Below are 21,477 nucleotides of genomic sequence, written 5' to 3'. Positions count from 1 at the left end.
ACGCAGGGCGGCGTGCTGGCGGTACAATCGCCGCCACGCGCCACAGCCGGAGAGCCCCGCAATGCCCATTCCCCGCTTCGCCCTCACCCCTGGTGAACCCGCCGGCATCGGCCCGGACCTCTGCCTGCTCCTGTCCCGCGAGCGCCAGCCCTACCCCCTGATCGCCATTGCCAGCCAAGCGCTGCTGGAAGAGCGCGCCGGCCAGCTCGGCCTCGACATCCGTGTCACGCCCGTCTCGCCCGCTGCCTGGCCTGAAGAGCCGGCACAAGCAGGCGCACTCTACGTCTGGGACACCCCCCTGCAAGCTCCCGTCCAGCCCGGCGTGCTCGAACGGGCCAATGCCGGCTACGTGCTGGAAACCCTGACCCGTGCGGGCAAGGGCTGCCTGGATGGCCATTTCGCCGGGATGATCACCGCGCCCGTGCACAAGGGCGTGATCAACGAGGCCGGCATCGCCTTCTCCGGGCATACGGAGTTCCTTGCCGAGCTCACCCATACCGCGCAGGTGGTGATGATGCTCGCCACCCGCGGCCTGCGCGTCGCCCTGGTGACCACGCACCTGCCACTGAAGGATGTTGCCGCTGCCATCACCAGCGAACGCCTGGAGCGGGTCACCCGCATCCTCCACGCCGACCTGGTGGAGAAGTTCGGCCTGCCCAACCCGCGCATCCTGGTGTGCGGCCTCAACCCCCATGCGGGCGAAGGTGGCCACCTGGGGCGCGAGGAGATCGAGGTCATCGAGCCCTGCCTGGAGCGCCTGCGCAACGAAGGCCTGAACCTGATCGGCCCGCTGCCTGCCGACACCCTGTTCACCCCCAAGCACCTGGAACATTGCGACGCGGTGCTGGCGATGTACCACGACCAGGGCCTGCCAGTGCTTAAATACAAGGGCTTCGGCGCCGCGGTCAACGTCACCCTCGGCCTGCCCATCATCCGCACGTCGGTGGACCACGGCACCGCCCTGGACCTGGCCGGAACCGGACGCATCGACGGGGGCAGCCTGCAGGTGGCGCTGGATACGGCCTACGAGATGGCCGCCAGCCGAGGCTGAGCCACAGCGCGCCGATCAGCAGCACATTTCGGCCTGATCGGCGCAATGCTGTAAACTCCGCGCCTTTCCCCGTTTCCAGCTTCAAGCTACCGGCTTCAAGCTGCTCCACCTGGAGCCTGCAATGTCCGAATACCAACACCGTGCGCGCAAGCGCTTTGGCCAGAACTTCCTGCACGACGCTGGCGTCATCCATCGCATCCTTCGCGGCATCCATGCCAAGGAAGGCGAGCGCCTGCTGGAAATCGGCCCGGGCCAGGGCGCCTTGACCGAAGGGTTGCTGGGCAGCGGTGCGCAACTGGACGTCATCGAGCTGGACCTGGACCTGATCCCGATCCTGCAGAGCAAGTTCGGGCACGAGCCACGCTTCAAGCTGAACCAGGGCGACGCCCTGAAGTTCGACTTCAACCAGCTCAACGCCGAGCCTCACAGCCTGCGGGTGGTCGGCAACCTGCCCTACAACATCTCCACCCCGCTGATCTTCCACCTGCTGAGCAACGCGCACCTGATCCGCGACATGCACTTCATGCTGCAGAAGGAAGTGGTGGAGCGCCTGGCCGCCGAGCCGGGTGGCGGCGACTGGGGGCGGCTGTCGATCATGGTCCAGTACCACTGCCGCGTGGAGCACCTGTTCAACGTCGGCCCCGGCGCCTTCAACCCACCGCCCAAGGTGGACTCTGCCATCGTGCGCCTGGTACCCCATGAAGTCCTGCCGCACCCGGCCAAGGATCATCGCCTGCTGGAGCGCATCGTGCGCGAAGCCTTCAACCAGCGCCGCAAGACCCTGCGCAATACACTCAAGGGCCTGCTCGATAGCCATGCCATCGAAGCAGCCGGTGTCGACGGTGGCCTGCGCCCCGAGCAACTGGACCTGGCCGCTTTCGTGCGCCTGGCCGACCAGTTGGCCGAACAGACAACCGGCGCCTGACGCCCTAGACTTTCATTCCGGTTCCAGAGAACAGTCCCGTGCCCGATTCCCGCTACCTGGTCGCCGTCAGTGTCACCACCCGCTTCCTTCCGGAGCAGTCGCAGCCCGAGCAAAACCGCTTCGCCTTCTCCTACACCGTGACCATCCGCAACGATGGCGAGCTGCCGGCCAAGCTGGTATCTCGCCACTGGGTGATCACCGATGGCGACGGCCATGTGCAGGAAGTGCGGGGTGCCGGCGTCGTCGGCCAGCAACCACTGATCGAGCCGGGCGCGAGCCACGTCTACAGCAGCGGCACGGTCATGGCGACCCGCGTCGGCACCATGCAGGGCAGCTACCAGATGGTGGCCGAGGACGGTAAACGCTTCGACGCCGAGATCGCCCCCTTCCGCCTGGCCGTTCCCGGCGCGCTGCACTGACAGGAGCCCCCATGACGGTTTACGCAGTGGGTGACCTCCAGGGCTGCCTCGATCCACTGAAATGCCTGCTGGAGCGCGTAGCCTTCGACCCGATACGCGATCGCCTGTGGCTGGTGGGTGACTTGGTCAACCGCGGCCCGAAATCGCTGGAAACCCTGCGTTTCCTCTACGCCATGCGCGACAGCCTGGTCTGCGTGCTCGGCAACCACGACCTGCACCTGCTGGCGGTCGCTCACAACACCGAGCGCCTGAAGAAGTCGGACACCCTGCGCGAGATCATCGAAGCGCCTGATGCCGCCGACCTGCTCGAATGGCTGCGCCAGCAAAAGCTGATGCACTATGACGAGCAGCGCGACATCGCCATGGTCCACGCCGGCATCCCGCCCAACTGGACCCTGGCCAAAGCGCGGAAACGTGCCGCCGAAGTGGAGGAGGTATTGCTGGATGACAAGCGCCTGCCACTCTTCCTTGACGGCATGTACGGCAATGAGCCGGCGAAATGGGACAGTGACCTGCAAGGCATTGCCCGCCTGCGTGTCATCACCAACTACTTCACCCGCATGCGCTTCTGCACGGCCGATGGCGTTCTGGACCTGAAAAGCAAGGAAGGCGTTGATACCGCCCCCCCCGGTTACGCCCCCTGGTTCAGCCACGCCGAACGCAAGACCCGTGGTCAGAAGATCATCTTCGGCCATTGGGCGGCCCTGGAAGGCAAATGCGACGAACCCGGCCTCTTCGCCCTCGACACCGGCTGTGTCTGGGGCGGGGCCATGACCCTTCTGAACGTCGACAGCGGCGAACGCATCAGTTGCAGCTGCGAGGAGAACAAAGCATGAGCGAATTCCAACGCATCCCCCCGGAGCGGGCCCAGGCACTGCGCGAACAAGGTGCCCAGGTGGTCGACATCCGTGACCCGCAGAGCTACGCCAATGGCCACATCACCGGCTCGCAGCATCTGGACAACTACTCCCTCGCCGACTTCATCGCCAAGGCCGACCTCGACAAGCCCCTGATCGTCACCTGCTACCACGGCAACTCCAGCCAGGGGGCCGCCGCCTACCTCGTGGGCCAGGGCTTCTCCGACGTCTACAGCCTGGACGGTGGCTTCGAGCTCTGGCGCGCCACCTACCCCGCCGAAGTCGCCCAGGGCAGCGCCGAGTAAAAATTTTCTCGATGGCGCAATCCCGCGCCATCACTGGCCTAGCGCTGCGGCCTGACGAACGGCAATCTCTTGTTATCCTTCCGTCATCCTTGACCTCCCGGATTCCGAACTACTCTTAGGTCAGGCCATCCAAAAGGGGAGAGCCGGCACACCGGTTCCGGGCCATCGGCAGCGACCATTAGGTGTTCTGGGGGATTCTCATCGGCTGACTCGTCGGCTGACTGCCCGCACCCGCATATCCGATCCCGCCGGCTCCCAGTATCCAGCGAGGTGACGCAATGAGCATTTTCAGCCACTTCCAACAACGCTTCGAGGCGACCCGCCAGGAGGAATATTCCCTTCAGGAATATCTCGACCTGTGCAAGCAGGACCGCAGCGCCTATGCCACCTCAGCCGAACGGATGCTGATGGCCATCGGTGAGCCGGAGCTGTTGGACACCTCCACCGACTCGAGGCTTTCGCGGATCTTCTCCAACAAGGTGATACGCCGTTACCCGGCCTTCGCCGACTTCCACGGCATGGAAGACTGCATCGACCAGATCGTCGCCTTCTTCCGCCACGGCGCCCAGGGCCTGGAAGAGAAGAAGCAGATCCTCTATCTCCTGGGCCCAGTGGGCGGCGGCAAATCCTCCCTGGCCGAGAAGCTCAAGCAACTGATCGAGAAAGTGCCCTTCTACGCGATCAAGGGGTCGCCGGTGTTCGAGTCGCCCCTCGGGCTGTTCAATGCCACCGAAGACGGCGCCATCCTCGAAGAGGACTACGGCATTCCCCGCCGCTACCTCTCCACCATCATGTCGCCCTGGGCCACCAAGCGCCTCGCCGAGTTCGGCGGCGACATCAGCCAGTTCCGCGTGGTCAAGCTCTACCCCTCCATCCTCAACCAGATCGCCGTGGCCAAGACCGAGCCCGGTGACGAGAACAACCAGGACATCTCTGCCCTGGTGGGCAAGGTGGATATCCGCAAGCTGGAGGAATTCCCGCAGAACGATGCCGACGCCTACAGCTACTCGGGCGCGCTGTGCCGGGCCAACCAGGGCCTGATGGAGTTCGTCGAGATGTTCAAGGCGCCGATCAAGGTGCTGCACCCGCTGCTGACCGCGACCCAGGAAGGCAACTACAACAGCACCGAGGGCCTCGGGGCGATCCCGTTCCAGGGCATCCTGCTGGCTCACTCCAACGAATCGGAATGGCACAGCTTCCGCAACAACAAGAACAACGAGGCGTTCATCGACCGGATCTACATCGTCAAGGTGCCCTACTGCCTGCGCGTCAACGACGAGATCAAGATCTACGACAAGCTCTTGGCCAACAGCTCCCTGGCCAACGCCCACTGCGCGCCCGACACCCTGAAGATGCTCGCGCAGTTCTCAGCCCTTTCGCGCCTCAAGGAGCCGGAGAACTCCAATATCTACTCGAAGATGCGCGTCTACGACGGCGAGAACCTCAAGGACACCGACCCCAAGGCCAAGTCGATCCAGGAATACCGCGACTCCGCTGGCGTCGACGAAGGCATGAACGGCCTCTCCACCCGTTTCGCCTTCAAGATCCTTTCCAAGGTGTTCAACTTCGATCCGCACGAAGTGGCAGCCAACCCGGTTCACCTGCTCTACGTGCTGGAACAGCAGATCGAGCAGGAACAATTCCCCGCCGAAGTGCGTGAGCGCTACCTGCGCTTCATCAAGGAATACCTGGCACCGCGCTACATCGAGTTCATCGGCAAGGAAATCCAGACCGCCTACCTCGAGTCCTACAGCGAATACGGCCAGAACATCTTCGACCGTTACGTGCTCTACGCCGACTTCTGGATCCAGGATCAGGAATACCGCGACCCGGAAACCGGCGAGATCCTCAACCGTGTCGCCCTCAACGAAGAACTGGAGAAGATCGAGAAACCCGCCGGCATCAGCAACCCGAAGGATTTCCGCAACGAGATCGTCAACTTCGTGCTGCGCGCCCGGGCCAACAACAACGGCAAGAACCCCACCTGGCTCAGCTACGAGAAACTGCGGGTGGTGATCGAGAAGAAAATGTTCTCCAACACCGAGGACCTGCTGCCGGTCATCAGCTTCAACGCCAAGGGCAGCAAGGACGAACAGCAGAAACACAACGATTTCGTCAAACGCATGGTCGAGCGCGGCTACACCGAGAAACAGGTTCGCCTGCTGTCCGAGTGGTACCTGCGGGTACGCAAGTCGCAGTAACAGCAGCCACAAGCTCCAGGCTTCAAGCGGCAAGAAGGAGCGGGGGCCGATGCCCTGCGCTTCTCCTTGCAGCGTGCAGCCTGCGACTTGAAGCTGCCCCGGAGGGGCATCCATGAGCTACGTGATCGACCGACGCCTGAACGGCAAGAACAAGAGCACGGTGAACCGCCAGCGCTTCCTCAGGCGGTACCGCGACCACATCAAGAAGGCGGTGGAGGAAGCCGTCAGCCGCCGCTCCATCACCGACATGGAGCATGGCGAGCAGATCAGCATTCCCGGCCGCGACATCGACGAGCCCGTGCTGCATCACGGCCGTGGCGGCCGGCAGACCATCGTCCACCCGGGCAACAAGGAATTCACCACAGGCGAACGCATCCCCCGTCCGCAAGGCGGTGGCGGCGGGCGCGGCAGTGGCAAGGCCAGCAACTCCGGCGAAGGCATGGACGAGTTCGTCTTCCAGATCACCCAGGAAGAATTCCTCGACTTCATGTTCGAGGACCTGGAGCTGCCCAACCTGGTAAAGCGTCACCTCACCGGCTCCGACACCTTCAAGACCGTGCGCGCCGGTATCAGCAACGAGGGCAACCCCTCACGCATCAACATCATCCGCACTTTGCGCTCGGCCCATGCCCGCCGCATTGCCCTTTCCGGTTCCAGCCGCGCGAAGCTGCGTGTGGCGCGGGAGGAACTTGCCAGGCTCAAGCGGGAGGAGCCGGACAACTTCGGCGACATCCAGGAACTGGAAGCGGAGATTCTCAAGCTGCGGGCGCGAATCGAACGGGTGCCTTTCCTCGACACCTTCGACCTCAAGTACAACCTGCTGGTCAAGCAGCCCAACCCCAGCTCCAAGGCGGTGATGTTCTGCCTGATGGACGTCTCCGGCTCCATGACCCAGGCGACCAAGGACATCGCCAAGCGCTTTTTCATCCTCCTGTACCTGTTCCTCAAACGGAACTACGACAAGATCGAAGTGGTGTTCATCCGCCACCACACCAGCGCCCGCGAAGTCGACGAGGAAGAGTTCTTCTACTCCCGCGAAACGGGGGGCACCATCGTCTCCAGCGCCCTCAAGCTGATGCAGGAGATCATGGCCGAGCGCTACCCCGTCAACGAATGGAACATCTATGCGGCACAGGCCTCGGACGGCGACAACTGGAACGACGACTCGCCCATCTGCCGGGACATCCTGATCAAGCAGATCATGCCCTTCGTGCAGTACTACACCTACGTCGAGATCACCCCGCGCGAGCACCAGGCGCTGTGGTTCGAATACGAGCAGGTCTGCGACACCTTCGCCGACACCTTCGCCCAGCAGCAGATCGTCTCCCCCGGCGATATCTACCCCGTGTTCCGCGAACTCTTCCAGCGCCGACTGGTTACCTGAGGGCCGTGACATGACTGCCACAGAGAAGAAAAGGCAACCCATCTCCACCGGGTCGGAGTGGACCTTCGACCTGATCCGCACTTACGACCGCGAGATCAGCCGGCTGGCCGAGCGCTACGCCCTGGACACCTACCCCAATCAGATCGAAGTCATCACGGCCGAGCAGATGATGGACGCCTACGCCTCTGTGGGCATGCCGCTGGGCTACCACCACTGGTCCTATGGCAAGCACTTCCTGGCCACCGAAAAAGGCTACTCCCGCGGGCAGATGGGCCTGGCTTACGAGATCGTGATCAACTCCGACCCCTGCATCGCCTACCTGATGGAGGAAAACACCATCACCATGCAGGCGCTGGTGATCGCCCACGCCTGCTACGGCCACAACAGCTTCTTCAAGGGCAACTACCTGTTCCGCACCTGGACCGACGCCAGTTCGATCATCGATTACCTGGTGTTCGCCAAGCAGTACATCATGCAATGCGAGGAGCGCCACGGCATCGACGCGGTGGAAGACCTGCTGGACTCCTGCCACGCCCTGATGAACTACGGCGTCGACCGCTACAAGCGCCCCTACCCGATTTCCGCCGAAGAAGAACGGCGCCGGCAAAAGGAGCGCGAAGAGCACCTGCAGAAGCAGATCAACGACCTCTGGCGCACCATTCCCAAGGGAGCGGGCAAGGGCGGTGACAAGGACAACCGGCGCTTCCCGCCGGAACCCCAGGAAAACATCCTCTACTTCATCGAGAAGCACGCACCGCTGCTGGAGCCCTGGCAGCGCGAGATCGTGCGCATCGTGCGCAAGATCGCCCAGTACTTCTATCCCCAGCGCCAGACCCAGGTCATGAACGAAGGCTGGGCCACCTTCTGGCACTACACCTTGATGAACGACCTCTACGACGAAGGCCTGGTCACCGAAGGCTTCATGCTCGAGTTCCTCCAGTCCCACACCAGTGTCGTATTCCAGCCCGGCTTCGACAGCCCCTACTACAGCGGCATCAACCCCTACGCCCTGGGCTTCGCCATGTACCGCGACATCCGCCGCATGTGCGAGGAGCCCACCGAGGAAGACAAACGCTGGTTCCCCGACATCGCCGGCGGCGACTGGCTCTCCACCATCAAATTCGCCATGAAGAGCTTCAAGGACGAAAGCTTCATCCTCCAGTACCTGTCGCCCAAGGTGATCCGCGACTTCAAGCTGTTCAGCATCCTCGATGACGACCAGAAGGACGAGCTGCTGGTCCCCGCCATCCACGACGAGCCCGGCTACCGGCAGATCCGCGAAACCCTCGCGGCGCAGTACAACCTCGGCAACCGCGAGCCCAACGTGCAGATCTGGAACGTCGACCGTCGTGGCGACCGCTCCCTGACCCTTCGCCACCAGCAACACGACCGCAAGCCCCTGGGCGAATCCACCGAGGAGGTGCTGCGCCACCTGCACCGCCTCTGGGGCTTCGACATCCACCTGGAAACCATGAACGGCGAGCAGATCACCGGTACTCATCACGTACCGCCCAAGGGCGAGCGCAGCGAAGACGGCGAATACCCGCGCCTGGACCTGGTCATCCCGCCCATTTGATCGGTTGACCGCATGCCGGGCGCCCCCGAGCATGCGGTCATCGCCCATGGAGAGCGTCGATGCGCCTGTTCCTCGTCCTGCTGTTGTGCCTGGTCCTGGCCACCTGCTCCACCCATATCCCCAGCATCCAGGTGTTGCACCCGGACGGCGGCGACCTGACCGCTCGCCACAGCTTCCAGCTGGTTCCTCCGGAACAGGCGCTGCTCGGCCAAGCCCCCTATCGTGAGCACTACGCCCGGCTCGACCCATTGCTCCGCCAAGGCCTGGCGACCCGTGGCTATCACGAAAGCCAGGCGCCCGAGCTGCGCATCTATTACTGGCTGGCCCTGCAGGACGCACCGCTGGAACTCAAGGTGGACCAGGCACCGCCCAGCCCGCTCGGCCCCTACCAGGCCATCCACCGCCTGCGTGATGAAACCGGTACCTTGCGCCTGCGCATCACCGACCTGGACGGCCAGGTGCTCTGGGAGGGCATCGCCAGCACCGGCCTGAGTCCCGCCTGGGACAGCGCCGAGCTGCTGCAAAGCGCAGTGGAAGCCCTAACCCGGCAAATCCCCATCGCAGCCAGCGAGCGGGCTGCTATCCTCCGCACCCTCGGAGGTGAGCATGCAGATATACAAGGTGGGCGGCGCGGTTCGTGACCGCTTGTTGGGTCGCCCGGTCACGGAAGTGGACTGGGTCGTGGTCGGCGCAACCGCCGAAGAAATGCTCGAACAGGGCTTCAAGCCGGTCGGCGCGGACTTTCCCGTGTTCCTCCACCCGCAGAGCGGCGAGGAATACGCGCTGGCACGCACCGAACGCAAAAGCGGGCGCGGCTATGGCGGATTCACCTTCTTCGCCAACCCGGACGTCAGCCTCGAAGAGGACCTGATCCGCCGCGACCTCACCGTCAACGCCATCGCCGAAGACGAACACGGCACGCTGGTCGACCCCTATGGCGGCCAGCGCGATCTTGAACAACGCATCCTCCGCCACGTCTCCCCCGCCTTCGCCGAAGACCCGCTGCGCGTGCTGCGCGTGGCCCGCTTCGCCGCCCGCTATGCGCCACTCGGCTTCAGCGTCGCGACGGAAACCATCGCACTGATGCGGGAAATCGCCGAGTCCGGCGAGCTGGACGCCCTGACTGCAGAGCGCAGCTGGAAGGAAATCTCCCGCGCCCTGATGGAGCCGCGCCCGGACGTGTTCATCCAGGTGCTGCGCGATTGCGGTGCACTGCAAGCCTGGATGCCGGAACTGGACGCCCTGTTCGGCGTGCCCCAGCCCGAGCATCATCACCCGGAGGTGGACTCCGGGCTGCACGTGCTGGCGGTGCTGCAACAGTGCGCGGAACACGACCAGCCCCTCACCGTGCGCTGGGCCTGCCTGCTGCACGACCTGGGCAAAGGCGAGACGCCCGAAGAGGAATGGCCTCGGCACATAGCCCACGAACAGCGCGGCCTCAAGCTGATCCAGCAGGTCAACGAACGCTGCAAGGCGCCTCGGGACTGCCAAGAACTGGCAATACTGGTGGGCGAATTCCACACACATGCCCACCGCGCCACCGAACTCCGCGCCTCGACCCTGGTAGAGCTGCTCGCCCGTTTCGATGTCTACCGCCGCCCGCAGCGCTTCGAGGAATTCATCGCGGCCTGCGAGATGGACGCCCGAGGCCGGCACGGCCTGGAGCAACGCGAATACCCCCAGGCCGACTACCTGCGAGGCGCCGCCGAAGCCGCGCGCGCAGTAGCGGTCCAGCCACTGCTGGAGAAGGGCTATAAGGGGGCGGAACTGGGCGAAGCGCTCAGGCTCGAGCGCCTGAAGGCACTGAAGGCCTACAAGGAAGGCGCGGGGAAGGCCTGAAGCAGATCGGAGGGCGTCAACTGGCGCCCCTGCCATTCGAAAGGCACCGGCCAAAGCTGCTGCTGGATCTGCGCCGCTGCCCAAAGCTCCGCGAAGCTGCGCCCCTCACCCGGGTGCAGGCGCTCAGGCGCTACCAGTGCCAGGGGCCAGAGCACGAACGCGTTCTTCAACACCTCCGCACGTGGCAATGCCAGGCCATCGAAGCTGCCCACCAGGTCGTCGTAAAGCAACACATCGATATCCAGGGGCAAGCCCTTGCGGTCCGGCGCATAGCGGCCGTTGTCGGCCTCGATGAACTTGAGGCGGCGGTCCAGCGCCATCAGTGGCAGGTCGGTCATCGCCGCCACCACCAGGTTGTAGAAAGGCCCGCTCTTGATGCCCACCGGCTGGCTTTCGAACACCGGCGAGCAATGGATCTCATGAAGGAAAGCGGCCAGCGCATCGAGGCCGGCCCGCAGGTGTTCTTCACGCCCGATATTGCTGCCCAGGCCCAGCAGAACCGGTATCAGCGGCATCCGCGTTCAATCTCCACGCCAACGCTGCTGGCAGCGGGGACCGCACCGGGCTTGTGCAGCTTGAGCCGCACCCAGGGGATGTTGAACTCCGCCATCAGCATGGCGACCAATCGCTCGGCGAAGGTTTCCACGAGAAGGAACTGCGATTCGCCAGCGAACGCCTGGATGCGCTGGGAAACCGAGGCATAGTCCAGGGCATGGGCCAGCTCATCATCGGCGGCGGCCGGGCGGTTGTCCCAGGCCATTTGCAGGTCCAGGCGCAGGCACTGGCGAATGCTCCGCTCCCAGTCGTACGCACCAATGACGGTATCGACTTCAAGACCCTCGATGAAAACCGTGTCCACGTAACTTCTGCCCCGTTAGAATCAGGGCTCCCTCGCCCTGGAATGGATACCAATGTTCTGGCTGCTGGCGACTCTCGCCTACCTGCTCGGCTCGCTGTCCTTCGCCATCCTGCTAAGCCGGTTGTTCGGCTTCGCCGACCCACGCGACCAGGGCTCAGGCAATCCGGGCGCCACCAACATGCTGCGCGTGGCGGGCAAGAAACTCGCGATCCTTACCCTGCTTGGCGACCTGCTCAAAGGCCTTCTGCCCGTACTGGTCGCCTACCTGATCGGGCTCGGCATCCAGAAACAGGCCTGGATCGGCCTCGCCGCAGTGCTCGGGCATCTCTACCCGCTGTACTTCCGCTTTCGCGGCGGCAAGGGCGTCGCCACCGCCGCCGGCATGCTGCTCGGGCTCTATCCACCGGCCGCCTTGCTGGCTGTCGCGGCCTGGGCGCTGACCTTCATCCTCACCCGTACCAGTTCGCTCGCGGCGCTGATCGCAACGCCGCTGACCCTGCCATTGCTGGCCTGGCAGAAGCCCGGAGCCCTGCTGCCAATGGCCGTGCTTTGCTGCCTGATCGTATGGCGACACCGCGGCAATCTACGCGACCTTTTCGCAGGACGCGAACGACATTTCTGAAACTGAAGACAGCCTCAAGCTACAAGCCTGAGGCTACAAGACGCCACGCGACGCTAGATCGGCGGCAGGGTTTCCATCGGCCAGCGCGCCTGCACGGCAATGGCCGGACCTTCCTGCTGCCCAGCCTTCAGGCGCTGGCAGCCGGCGTAGGCGATCATCGCGCCGTTGTCGGTGCAGAACCGCGGCCGCGCGTAGAAGACGTTGCCGTGGAACTCACCCAGCATCGCCTCCAGCGACTGGCGCAGCGCCTGGTTGGCACTCACCCCGCCGGCGATCACCAGTCGCTTCAAGCCCGTCTGTTTCAACGCCCGGCGGCACTTGATGACGAGAGTCTCGACCACTGCCTGCTGGAACGCCAGAGCGATGTCGCAACGGGTTTGCTCACCGTCGTCCCCAGCATTGCGGCACTGCTGCCAGGTGTTGAGGGCGAAGGTCTTGAGGCCGCTGAAGCTGAAGTCCAGGCCAGGGCGATCGGTCATCGGGCGCGGGAAGGTGAAGCGTCCCGGCACGCCGCTTTCCGCCAGGCGGGCGATCTCCGGTCCACCCGGATAGCCCAGGCCGATGAGCTTGGCGGTCTTGTCGAAGGCTTCGCCCGCAGCGTCGTCCACCGACTCACCGAGCAGCGCGTAGTGGCCGATGCCATCGACGCGAACCAGCTGGGTATGGCCGCCGGAAACCAGCAAGGCGACGAACGGAAACTCCGGCGGCTGCTCTTCCAGCATGGGTGCCAGCAAGTGGCCTTCCATGTGGTGCACGCCCAGCGCAGGCACGCCCCAGGCGAACGCCAGGGCCTGGGCGCAGGAGGCACCCACCAGCAGCGCGCCGACCAGGCCGGGGCCGGAGGTGTAGGCGATGCCATCGATATCGGCCGGCTTGCAACCGGCGCCATCGAGCACCTCGCGCAACAGCGGCAGCATGCGCTTGACGTGATCGCGGGACGCCAGCTCGGGCACCACGCCACCGTATACGCGATGGAGGTCGATCTGACTGAACAGCGCATCGGCCAACAGGCCGCGCTCACTGTCATAGAGAGCGACACCGGTCTCGTCGCAAGAGGTTTCCAGACCCAGCACTAGCATTGGGAACCTGCCTTCCAGGCCTAGCTAATAAAGAAGGCGCGCATCATAATCGCCGCCCTCCGCCCCGGCCAGCGGTTTTCGACTGAAGGCTTTGCATTCCAGGGCGCAAGGCGTTAACATCCGCAACCCTTGAAAACCGACGTTCTCCCGCAGTCTTAGCCAGGAGCGCGTTCACCCACGGTAATTAGTGAAGGTACGACCTGGATGCCAGCCGTCAAAGTTAAAGAGAACGAACCCTTCGACGTAGCCCTGCGTCGCTTCAAGCGCTCCTGCGAAAAAGCCGGTGTACTGGCTGAAGTCCGCAGCCGCGAGTTCTACGAGAAGCCCACCGCAGAGCGCAAGCGTAAAGCTGCCGCTGCAGTGAAGCGTCACGCCAAGAAAGTGCAGCGCGAACAGCGCCGCCGCGAGCGCCTGTACTGAGTTAACAGGCTTCGCCGCACGCTTTCAGCATCGCCCGGCTCCGGCCGGGCGAGTGCATTCAGGCACCGCATGCGACACTCCGCTTCGCCCTGGCGAACGCCGGAGTTTTTTTGCATTTGCAGCACCGGTATGCCGCTATCGCCAACCAGCGATGGGGGCCTATGCTTTGACCCTCCAAGCGTCCTGAGCACCCTATGGCCGGCCTGATCCCCCAAGGCTTCATCGACGATCTGCTGAACCGCACCGACATAGTCGAAGTGGTGAGTTCGCGTATCCAGCTGAAGAAAGCCGGCAAGAACTACAGCGCCCGCTGCCCTTTCCATAACGAAAAGACGCCCTCCTTCAGCGTCAGCCCCGACAAGCAGTTCTACTACTGCTTCGGCTGCGGCGCCGGCGGCAACGCCCTCGGCTTCGTCATGGACCACGACAACCTCGACTTCCCCGAGGCCGTCGAGGAGCTGGCCAAGCGCGCCGGCATGGACGTACCGCGCGAGGAAAGCGGGCGCAGCAATCGCCCACGCCAAGCCACCGACTCGCCGCTCTACGCCCTGCTCACAGCCGCCTCGGACTACTACCGCCAGGCCCTGAAGAGCCACCCGACCCGCAAGGCCGCCGTCGACTACCTGAAAGGGCGCGGCCTGTCCGGTGAGATAGCACGCGACTTCGGCCTCGGCTTCGCCCCACCGGGGTGGGACAACCTGTTCAAGCACCTGGCCAGCGACGCCTTGCAGCAGAAGGCCATGATCGACGCCGGCCTGCTGATCGAGAACGCCGACAGCGGCAAGCGCTACGACCGCTTCCGTGACCGCGTGATGTTCCCCATCCGCGACAGCCGGGGCCGGGTCATCGCCTTTGGCGGTCGCGTACTGGGCGACGACAAACCCAAGTACCTGAACTCGCCGGAAACGCCGGTCTTCCACAAGGGCCAGGAACTCTACGGCCTCTACGAAGCCCGCAAGAACAACCGCAACCTCGACGAGGTGATGGTCGTCGAAGGCTACATGGACGTTATCGCCCTGGCCCAGCAAGGCCTGCGCAATGCCGTCGCCACCCTCGGCACCGCCACCAGCGAGGAGCACATCAAGCGCCTGTTCCGCCTGGTGCCCAGCATCCTGTTCTGCTTCGACGGCGACCAGGCCGGACGCAAGGCCGCCTGGCGGGCACTGGAAGCCACGCTGCCGTCCCTGGAAGACGGCCGGCGCGCACGCTTCCTGTTCCTCCCCGAAGGCGAAGACCCGGACAGCCTGGTACGCGCCGAAGGCACAGACGCCTTCCGCGCCCGCATCACCCAGCACGCCCAGCCCCTGGCCGATTACTTCTTCCAGCAACTGAGGGACGAAGCCGATCCCAGCTCTCTGGAAGGCAAAGCGCACCTGGTAACCCTGGCCGCACCACTGATTGACAAAGTACCCGGCGCCAACCTGCGTACGCTGATGCGTCAGCGCTTGTCGGAAATCACCGGCCTGAACGGTGAGACCATCGGCCAACTGAGCCACGACGCACCGCCACACAGCGGCGAAGCGTCGCATTACCCCGATGACTACCACTACGGCACCCCCGCCAATTACGAAGGCTATGGCGATGCCGGCCAGGAGCACTACTTCGAGCCGCCCGCACGACAACAGCAGGGCGAATGGCAGAAGCCCGAGCGCAAGAAAGGCGAGTGGAAAGGCGACTGGAAGAAGGGCGGAAAGCCCTGGGACAAGAAAGGCGGCCAGGGCGAATTCAGGCGCCCGCCACGTACCGAGATCAAGGTCGAGTCACCGACCCTGACGGCACTCAGGACGCTGCTTCACCACCCGAACCTCGCGCAGAACGTCGAGAATGCCAGCCATTTCGCTGCAGAAGACGACACGTACGCTCGCTTGATGGTGTCGCTTCTCGAAGCCTTGCAGAAGAACCCCAAGCTTCGTTCGCTGCAACTCATCGCCCGCTGGCACGGCACCGAACAGGGCCGACTGCTACAGGCACTGGCGGAGAAGGAATGGTTGATTTCGAGCGACAACCTTGAACAACAGTTTTTCGACACTATAACTAGGTTGTCGGCCCGCCAACGCGAGCGCAGCCTCGAACAACTGCTACGCAAAGCAAGGCAGAGCGAACTCAGCGCAGAGGAGAAAGACCAGCTGCGCGACCTCCTCAGCCGCAGTCCATCTCCAGCCTCCACCAGCCCAACTGGCGCGTGAGGCCTCTGGTCAGGTATAATCCTCGGCTTGTTTTTAGCCCGCCAAGACCTTAAGTGGATAGGGTGTTATGTCCGGAAAAGCGCAACAGCAGTCTCGCCTCAAAGAGTTGATCGCCCGTGGTCGTGAGCAGGGTTACCTGACTTACGCGGAGGTCAATGACCATCTGCCGGAGGATATTTCCGATCCGGAACAGGTGGAAGACATCATCCGCATGATCAATGACATGGGGATCAACGTATTCGAGAGTGCTCCGGATGCGGACGCCCTGTTGTTGGCCGAAGCCGACACCGACGAGGCTGCAGCCGAAGAGGCCGCCGCCGCACTCGCAGCCGTCGAGACCGACATTGGACGAACCACCGACCCGGTGCGCATGTACATGCGTGAAATGGGCACGGTGGAACTGCTGACTCGGGAAGGCGAGATCGAGATCGCCAAGCGCATCGAGGAAGGCATTCGCGAAGTAATGAGCGCGATCGCCCACTTCCCTGGCACCGTCGACAGCATTCTCTCCGAATACCATCGCGTCACCACCGAAGGTGGTCGTCTCTCCGACGTCCTCGCCGGCTACATCGACCCTGACGACGGCAGCGTGCCGGCCGAGGAAGTCGAGCCCGTTGACCTGAAGGATGAGAGCGCCGCGAAGGAAAAGGACGAAGACGAAGAAGAGGAAGGTGAGAGCGACGACGCCGAGGAAGAAGGCGACGGCGGTCCCGACCCGGAAGAGGCCCTGCGCCGCTTCACAGCCGTCTCCGACCAGCTGGAAAAAGCCCGCAAGGCGCTGAAGAAGCATGGTCGTGCCAGCAAGCAGGCGACCGAAGAGCTGCAAGGCCTGGCCGAGCTGTTCATGCCCATCAAGCTGGTGCCCAAGCAGTTCGACGCCCTGGTCGACCGCGTTCGTGATGCCCTTGACCGTGTCCGCGCCCAGGAGCGCGCCATCATGCAGCTCTGCGTGCGTGATGCCCGCATGCCGCGCGCCGACTTCCTGCGCCTGTTCCCGGGCAACGAAGTCGACCTGACCTGGGTCGAAGGCCTGGCGAAAGGCAAGGCCAAGTACGCCGAAGCCCTGAGCAAGCTGGTCGACGACGTCAAGCGCAACCAGCAGAAGCTGATCGACCTCGAGAAGGAAGTCGACCTCAAGGTTTCCGAGATCAAGGACGTCAACCGCCGCATGTCCATCGGTGAAGCGAAAGCTCGCCGGGCGAAGAAGGAAATGGTCGAGGCCAACCTGCGTCTCGTGATCTCCATCGCCAAGAAGTACACCAACCGCGGCCTGCAATTCCTCGACCTGATCCAGGAAGGCAACATCGGCCTGATGAAGGCGGTGGACAAGTTCGAATACCGTCGCGGCTACAAGTTCTCGACCTATGCCACCTGGTGGATCCGTCAGGCGATCACTCGCTCGATCGCCGACCAGGCCCGCACCATCCGTATTCCGGTGCACATGATCGAGACCATCAACAAGCTCAACCGCATCTCCCGTCAGATGCTTCAGGAAATGGGCCGCGAGCCCACTCCGGAAGAGCTTGGCGAGCGCATGGAAATGCCCGAGGACAAGATCCGCAAGGTACTGAAGATCGCCAAAGAGCCGATCTCCATGGAAACCCCGATCGGCGACGACGAGGATTCCCACCTGGGCGACTTCATCGAGGACAGCACCATGCAGTCCCCGATCGACGTGGCCACGGTCGAAAGCCTCAAGGAAGCGACCCGCGAAGTACTGGCCGGCCTCACTGCCCGTGAAGCCAAGGTCCTGCGCATGCGCTTCGGCATCGACATGAATACCGACCACACCCTCGAGGAAGTCGGCAAGCAGTTCGATGTGACCCGTGAGCGGATCCGCCAGATCGAAGCCAAGGCGCTGCGCAAGCTGCGTCACCCGTCGCGAAGCGAGCACCTGCGCTCCTTCCTCGACGAGTAATGAACAACCCCCGGCCTGACCGGGGGTTTTTCTTTCCACTACCAAACAGACAGCCGCCACGTCTACACTTCGGCCTATCTACTCGTAGAACGGGACCGTCATGGCGCGTCTGCCTGCCATTCTCCTGCTGTGTCTGGTGTTCTGGGCAGCACCGTCCGGGGCACTCACGCTCACGCAGGAAGAAAAGGACTGGCTGCAGGCCCATCCCGTCCTGCGCATGGGCATCGACGCCTCATGGCCCCCCTTCGAATTCCGCGACAGCCAGGGCCGCCACCAGGGCCTGGCCGCCGACTACGTGCAGCTCATCCACGACCGCCTGGGCGTCAAGCTCGAAGCGGTGGAGCCGCGCAACTGGAGCGAAGTGCTGGAGCAGGCGCGCAGCGGCCAGCTCGACCTGCTCCCGGGCATCATGTCCACCCCCGAACGCCAGCAATACCTCAGCTTCACCCGCCCCTATCTCGACTTCCCCATCGTCATCCTCGCCCGTGATGGCGGCCCGCAGCCCCACTCGCTCGGCGAGCTCTATGGCCTCAAGGTCGCCGTGGTCGAGGACTACGCTCCCCACGAACTGCTGCGCAACAACAACCCCGACCTCAACCTGCTGCCCCTGCCCAGCGTTGCGGCGGGCCTGCAGGCCCTCGCCACCGGCCAGGCCGACGCCTTCGTCGGCGACCTCGCCTCCAGCGTCTGGAGCCTCCGCCAGCTCAGGCTCGACGGCCTCTATATCAGCGGCGAGACCCCCTACCGCTATCAGCTCGCCATGGCCACGCCACGCAATGAGCCGATCCTCGTCGGGATACTCGACAAGGTCTTCGCCGACATCAGCAGCGCCCAGATCGAAGCCATCCAGGACCGCTGGGTGGGAGGCGTCATCGACCGTCGCCCGATCTGGACCACTCTCATCGCCTACGGCCTCCCGGCCCTGCTGCTGATCGGCCTGGCCCTGGTCTTCGTGCTGCGCATCAACCGCCGGCTCAGCGCCGAAATGACGCGCCGCGCCGTGCTCGAAGAGGAACTGCGCAACAGCGAGCAGCACTACCGCGGCCTGGTCGAAAGCCTCAACGCCATCGCCTGGGAAATGGACCTCACCGAACACCGCTTCACCTACGTCTCGCCCCATGCCGAACGCATGCTCGGCTACCCCCTGGCGGCCTGGCTGGAGCCCGGCTTCTGGCAGCGCACCCTGCACCCCGAAGACGCCGAATGCGCCGAGCGCTTCTGCCTCGACGAAGTCTCAGCCGGCCGCGACCACAGCTTCGACTACCGCATGCTCGCCGCTGATGGCCGCGTCTTCTGGATACGCGACATCGTCACCCTCGACCCGCAAGGCGATCCACACATCATCCGTGGCCTGATGATCGACATCACCGACGCCAAGCACACCGAGCACGCCCTGCGCCTGTCCGAGCAGAAATTCGCCTCGGTCTTCCACAACTGCCCCGACCTCATCGCCCTCGCCCACCGCGCCGATGGCCGCCTCCTTGACGTCAACCAGACCTTCGAGCAGCAGACCGGCCTCAGCGCCGCCCAGGTCAAAGGACGAACCGCTACCGAACTCGGTATCTGGGGCACCCCGGGCATCGGCCCCGGCCTGCTCCAGCGCCTGCAGAGCGAAGGCCTGCACAACCTCGAAATGCCCTTTCGCCGGCAAAACGGCGAACACTTCACCGGCCTGATCTCCGCCCAGCCCATCGAACTCGACGGCATCCCGGCGCTGATCGTGGTCGTGCGCGACATCACCCTGGTCAAAGCCACCCAGCTTCAGCTCCAGGTCTCCGAAGAGAAATTCGCCCGCGCCTTCCACTCATCCCCGGACGGCCTGCTTATCACCCGGCTCGCAGACGGCCTGCTGATAGAAGCCAACGAAGGCTTCACCCGCATCACCGGCTACAGCCCCCGCGAAGCCGCCGAACGCTCCACCCTGGAGCTCGGCATCTGGGCCAACCCTGATGACCGCCAGCAGATGGTTCGCGCCATCCGCGAGCAAGGCAGTCTGCGCAACTTCACCGCCTCGGTACGCACCAAGGGCGGCGCCATCCGCCTTTGCGAACTCTCCGCGCAGCCGATTCCGATCAACGACGAAGCCTGCGTCCTCACCATCGCCCGCGACATCACCGACCGCCAGCTGATGCAGGAAAAACTCCTCCAGGCCGCCACCGTTTTCGAAAGCACCGCCGAAGGCGTGATGATCACCGACACCGAGCAGCGCATCACTGCCGTCAACCGTGCCTTCACCGAAATCACCGGCTACAGCGAGGCCGAAGCCCTCGGCCAATCACCGCGCCTGCTCGCCTCGGGCCAGCACGACAGCGCCTTCTACGCCGCCATGTGGCACCAACTCGCCGCCGAAGGCCACTGGCAGGGGGAAATCTGGAACCGGCGCAAGAACGGCGAGCCCTACCCGGAATGGCTCACCATCAGCGCCGTGCACAACCGCAACGACCAGATCACCCACTTCGTCGGCGTCTTCGCCGACATCACCCCGCTCAAGCACGCCCAGGCCCGCCTCGACTACCAGGCCCACCACGACCCGCTCACCGGCCTGCCCAACCGCATCCTCTTCGAAAGCCGCCTGCAGGCCGCCCTCATCGACGCCTGCACCGACGCGCAGCAGGGCGCGGTCCTGTTCATCGACCTGGATCGCTTCAAGCACATCAACGACAGCCTCGGCCACCCGGTCGGCGACCTGCTGCTCAAGAGCATCGCCACCCGCCTCAAGGACCAGCTGCGCGACATCGACACCGTCGCCCGCCTCGGCGGCGACGAATTCATCATCCTGCTGCCCGGCCTGCACCAGGCCAGCGACGCCGAGCACGTGGCCAACAAGCTGCTGGCCTGCTTCAGTGCCCCTTTCGAAGCCGACGATCACGAGTTCTTCATCAGCGCCAGCATCGGCATCAGCCTCTTCCCCGAGCACGGCAACGACGTCGCCACCGTGGTCAAGAACGCCGACGCCGCCATGTACCGCGCCAAATCCAAGGGCCGCAACCGCATCGAGTTCTACACCCGCGACCTCACCTTCCAGGCCAACGAACGCATGGCCCTGGAAAACGAACTGCGCCGCGCCCCCGAACGCGGCGAACTCAGCCTCTACTACCAGCCCAAGCTCTGCCTGCAAAACCGTCGCGTGATCGGCGCCGAAGCGCTGATCCGCTGGCACCACCCGCTGTTCGGCGAGATATCCCCCGAGCGCTTCATTCCCCTCGCCGAAGAGAACGGCCTGATCCTGCCCCTGGGCGACTGGGTCCTCGCCGAAGCCTGCCGGCAGATGCGCGAATGGCAGGACCGCCACGCGCCCTTCGGCCCGCTCTCGGTCAACCTCGCCGGTGCCCAGTTGCGTCAGCCACAGCTAGTGGACCGCATCGACCGCCTGCTGCACGAAAGCGGCGTCATCCCCGGCCACCTTCAGCTGGAAATCACCGAAGGCTTCATCATGAGCCAAGCCGAGGAAGCCCTCGCCGTGCTAGACGCCTTGAAAGCACTCGGCGTGCAGCTGGCCATTGACGACTTCGGCACCGGCTACTCCTCCCTCAGCTACCTCAAGCGCCTGCCGCTGGACATCATCAAGATCGACAAATCCTTCGTCCGCGGCCTGCCCGACGACCTCGAAGACGCCGCCATCGCCCGCGCCATCATCGCCCTCGGCCGCAGCATGCAACTCACCGTCATCGCCGAAGGCGTCGAAACCCACGCCCAGGAAGCCTTCCTCACCGCCGAAGGCTGCGAGCAGATCCAGGGCTACGTGGTCAGCCGCCCCCTCCCCGCCGACGTTTTCGCCCGGCAATTTCTCGATCCCTGTCAACCTGTTGGCGCTCAGGAAAAGGCGCCGGTATAAT

18 protein-coding genes are annotated in these 21,477 nt (G+C 64.1%); 15 read left to right on the top strand and 3 right to left on the bottom strand.

Annotated features, from left to right (window positions below):
* The first annotated feature begins 61 nt into the window (after positions 1–61).
* The 10 genes from pdxA (at position 62) to OEJ36_RS19050 (ending at position 10,557) form a co-directional block, all read left to right on the top strand.
* Positions 62–1,051: a 4-hydroxythreonine-4-phosphate dehydrogenase PdxA gene (pdxA, locus tag OEJ36_RS19095; protein WP_263402859.1), complete on the top strand. Its 990-nt coding sequence runs from the start codon at positions 62–64 to the stop codon at positions 1,049–1,051.
* A 121-nt stretch (positions 1,052–1,172) separates the two neighbouring features.
* Entirely contained in the window at positions 1,173–1,976 is an 804-nt protein-coding gene (rsmA, locus tag OEJ36_RS19090) for a 16S rRNA (adenine(1518)-N(6)/adenine(1519)-N(6))-dimethyltransferase RsmA (RefSeq protein WP_021221593.1), read from the top strand.
* Between the two features lie 38 nt (positions 1,977–2,014).
* Positions 2,015–2,395 (top strand): Co2+/Mg2+ efflux protein ApaG, encoded by a 381-nt coding sequence (apaG, locus tag OEJ36_RS19085; RefSeq protein ID WP_263402858.1) that lies wholly within the window; start codon positions 2,015–2,017, stop codon positions 2,393–2,395.
* 11 nt (positions 2,396–2,406) lie between these two features.
* Entirely contained in the window at positions 2,407–3,231 is an 825-nt protein-coding gene (locus OEJ36_RS19080) for a symmetrical bis(5'-nucleosyl)-tetraphosphatase (protein ID WP_263402857.1), read from the top strand.
* Positions 3,228–3,557 carry a thiosulfate sulfurtransferase GlpE gene (gene glpE, locus OEJ36_RS19075; protein ID WP_263402856.1) on the top strand — a complete coding sequence of 110 codons (330 nt, stop codon included), beginning with the start codon at positions 3,228–3,230 and terminating at the stop codon, positions 3,555–3,557. The genes OEJ36_RS19080 and glpE overlap by 4 nt, the downstream gene beginning before the upstream one ends.
* Before the next feature lie 278 nt (positions 3,558–3,835).
* Positions 3,836–5,758 carry a PrkA family serine protein kinase gene (locus OEJ36_RS19070; RefSeq protein ID WP_263402855.1) on the top strand — a complete coding sequence of 641 codons (1,923 nt, stop codon included), beginning with the start codon at positions 3,836–3,838 and terminating at the stop codon, positions 5,756–5,758.
* 112 nt (positions 5,759–5,870) lie between these two features.
* Complete coding sequence (locus OEJ36_RS19065; RefSeq protein WP_043244110.1) at positions 5,871–7,142, top strand: YeaH/YhbH family protein; 1,272 nt, start codon at positions 5,871–5,873, stop codon at positions 7,140–7,142.
* A 10-nt stretch (positions 7,143–7,152) separates the two neighbouring features.
* Complete coding sequence (locus OEJ36_RS19060; protein ID WP_263402854.1) at positions 7,153–8,718, top strand: SpoVR family protein; 1,566 nt, start codon at positions 7,153–7,155, stop codon at positions 8,716–8,718.
* A 59-nt stretch (positions 8,719–8,777) separates the two neighbouring features.
* Positions 8,778–9,359 carry a hypothetical protein gene (locus tag OEJ36_RS19055; RefSeq protein WP_263402853.1) on the top strand — a complete coding sequence of 194 codons (582 nt, stop codon included), beginning with the start codon at positions 8,778–8,780 and terminating at the stop codon, positions 9,357–9,359.
* Positions 9,325–10,557: a multifunctional CCA addition/repair protein gene (locus OEJ36_RS19050; protein ID WP_263402852.1), complete on the top strand. Its 1,233-nt coding sequence runs from the start codon at positions 9,325–9,327 to the stop codon at positions 10,555–10,557. The genes OEJ36_RS19055 and OEJ36_RS19050 overlap by 35 nt, the downstream gene beginning before the upstream one ends.
* Here OEJ36_RS19050 and folK read toward each other — a convergent pair.
* The gene (gene folK / locus OEJ36_RS19045; protein WP_263402851.1) at positions 10,530–11,072 is read right to left on the bottom strand and encodes a 2-amino-4-hydroxy-6-hydroxymethyldihydropteridine diphosphokinase; all 543 of its coding nucleotides are present in this window, start codon (positions 11,070–11,072) and stop codon (positions 10,530–10,532) included. The genes OEJ36_RS19050 and folK overlap by 28 nt on opposite strands.
* Positions 11,063–11,416 (bottom strand): dihydroneopterin aldolase, encoded by a 354-nt coding sequence (folB, locus tag OEJ36_RS19040; protein ID WP_263402850.1) that lies wholly within the window; start codon positions 11,414–11,416, stop codon positions 11,063–11,065. The genes folK and folB overlap by 10 nt, the downstream gene beginning before the upstream one ends.
* A gap of 52 nt (positions 11,417–11,468) precedes the next feature.
* Here folB and plsY point away from each other — a divergent pair, with 52 nt between their 5' ends.
* Complete coding sequence (gene plsY / locus OEJ36_RS19035) at positions 11,469–12,038, top strand: glycerol-3-phosphate 1-O-acyltransferase PlsY (RefSeq protein WP_263402849.1); 570 nt, start codon at positions 11,469–11,471, stop codon at positions 12,036–12,038.
* 53 nt (positions 12,039–12,091) lie between these two features.
* Here plsY and tsaD read toward each other — a convergent pair whose 3' ends face one another.
* Positions 12,092–13,117: a tRNA (adenosine(37)-N6)-threonylcarbamoyltransferase complex transferase subunit TsaD gene (gene tsaD, locus OEJ36_RS19030; RefSeq protein WP_263402848.1), complete on the bottom strand. Its 1,026-nt coding sequence runs from the start codon at positions 13,115–13,117 to the stop codon at positions 12,092–12,094.
* A gap of 204 nt (positions 13,118–13,321) precedes the next feature.
* On the opposite strand from tsaD, the gene rpsU reads away from it, so the two are divergent.
* From rpsU to OEJ36_RS19010, 4 genes are all read left to right on the top strand, one after another.
* Positions 13,322–13,537, top strand: a complete 216-nt coding sequence (gene rpsU / locus OEJ36_RS19025) for a 30S ribosomal protein S21 (RefSeq protein WP_003085057.1) — start codon at positions 13,322–13,324, stop codon at positions 13,535–13,537.
* Positions 13,538–13,731: 194 nt separating this feature from the next.
* On the top strand, positions 13,732–15,723 hold the full coding sequence (gene dnaG / locus OEJ36_RS19020; RefSeq protein ID WP_263402847.1) for a DNA primase: 1,992 nt from the start codon (positions 13,732–13,734) through the stop codon (positions 15,721–15,723).
* 67 nt (positions 15,724–15,790) lie between these two features.
* Positions 15,791–17,641, top strand: a complete 1,851-nt coding sequence (gene rpoD, locus OEJ36_RS19015; RefSeq protein WP_263402846.1) for an RNA polymerase sigma factor RpoD — start codon at positions 15,791–15,793, stop codon at positions 17,639–17,641.
* Positions 17,642–17,741: 100 nt separating this feature from the next.
* Entirely contained in the window at positions 17,742–21,476 is a 3,735-nt protein-coding gene (locus OEJ36_RS19010; protein ID WP_263402845.1) for a bifunctional diguanylate cyclase/phosphodiesterase, read from the top strand.
* Position 21,477: the final 1 nt, after the last annotated feature.

It is taken from the genome of Pseudomonas sp. PDM13, from assembly GCF_025685765.1.
GTDB classification, from domain to species: domain Bacteria; phylum Pseudomonadota; class Gammaproteobacteria; order Pseudomonadales; family Pseudomonadaceae; genus Metapseudomonas; species Metapseudomonas solani.
The sequence above is the reverse complement of the archived record's forward strand: the minus strand, read 5'-3'. Positions and strand labels throughout refer to the sequence as shown.